Genomic DNA, 672 nt, shown 5'->3' with positions numbered 1-672 from the left:
CGCCGGAGTTGCCGGCGGTGACCACCCCCACGGTGTCGGCGGCGATGAAGCCGCGGTTGGTCTCGACGCCCACGACCTTGTTGCCGTTCTTGCGGATGCCGGTGACTTCGGTCTGCTGCAGCATGTCGACGCCCAGCGCATCGGCGCCGCGCGCAAAGCCCCAGGCCACCGCGTCATGACGGGCGACACCGCCGCGCGGCTGCCACGAGGCGCCCAGAACCGGGTAGCGCGTGTTCTTCGACAGGTCCATGATCGGCACGATCTCCTGGATCTGGTTCACGTCCAGCACCTCGCCATCGATGCCGTTCAGGCGGTTGGCGTTCACGCGGCGGTGGATGTCGCGCATGTCCTGCAGCGTGTGGCCGAGGTTCATGACCCCGCGCTGGGAGTACATCACGTTGTAGTTCAGGTCCTGGGAGAGCCCTTCCCACAGCTTCATCGCGTGCTCGTACAGCCACGCGGCCTCGTCCCACAGGTAGTTCGAGCGCACGATGGTGGTGTTGCGCGCGGTGTTGCCCCCGCCCAGCCAGCCCTTCTCGACCACGGCGACGTTGGTGATGCCGTGTTCCTTGGCGAGGTAGTAGGCGGTGGCGAGACCATGGCCGCCGCCGCCGACGATCACGATGTCGTACTTCTTCTTCGGCGTCGGATTGCGCCACGCGCGCTGCCAGT

General features: G+C 67.0%; 1 protein-coding gene. It reads right to left on the bottom strand.

The genetic code is table 11. The features are described from left to right. Nucleotides 1–672 (bottom strand): FAD-dependent oxidoreductase (locus GO615_RS27770; protein WP_169133068.1); only part of this gene is annotated, 672 nt, incomplete at both ends.

This window comes from Aromatoleum evansii, from assembly GCF_012910805.1.
GTDB lineage: Bacteria > Pseudomonadota > Gammaproteobacteria > Burkholderiales > Rhodocyclaceae > Aromatoleum > Aromatoleum evansii.
Note: the sequence above shows the minus strand (reverse complement) of the source record. Positions and strands in the feature narration are given on the sequence as shown.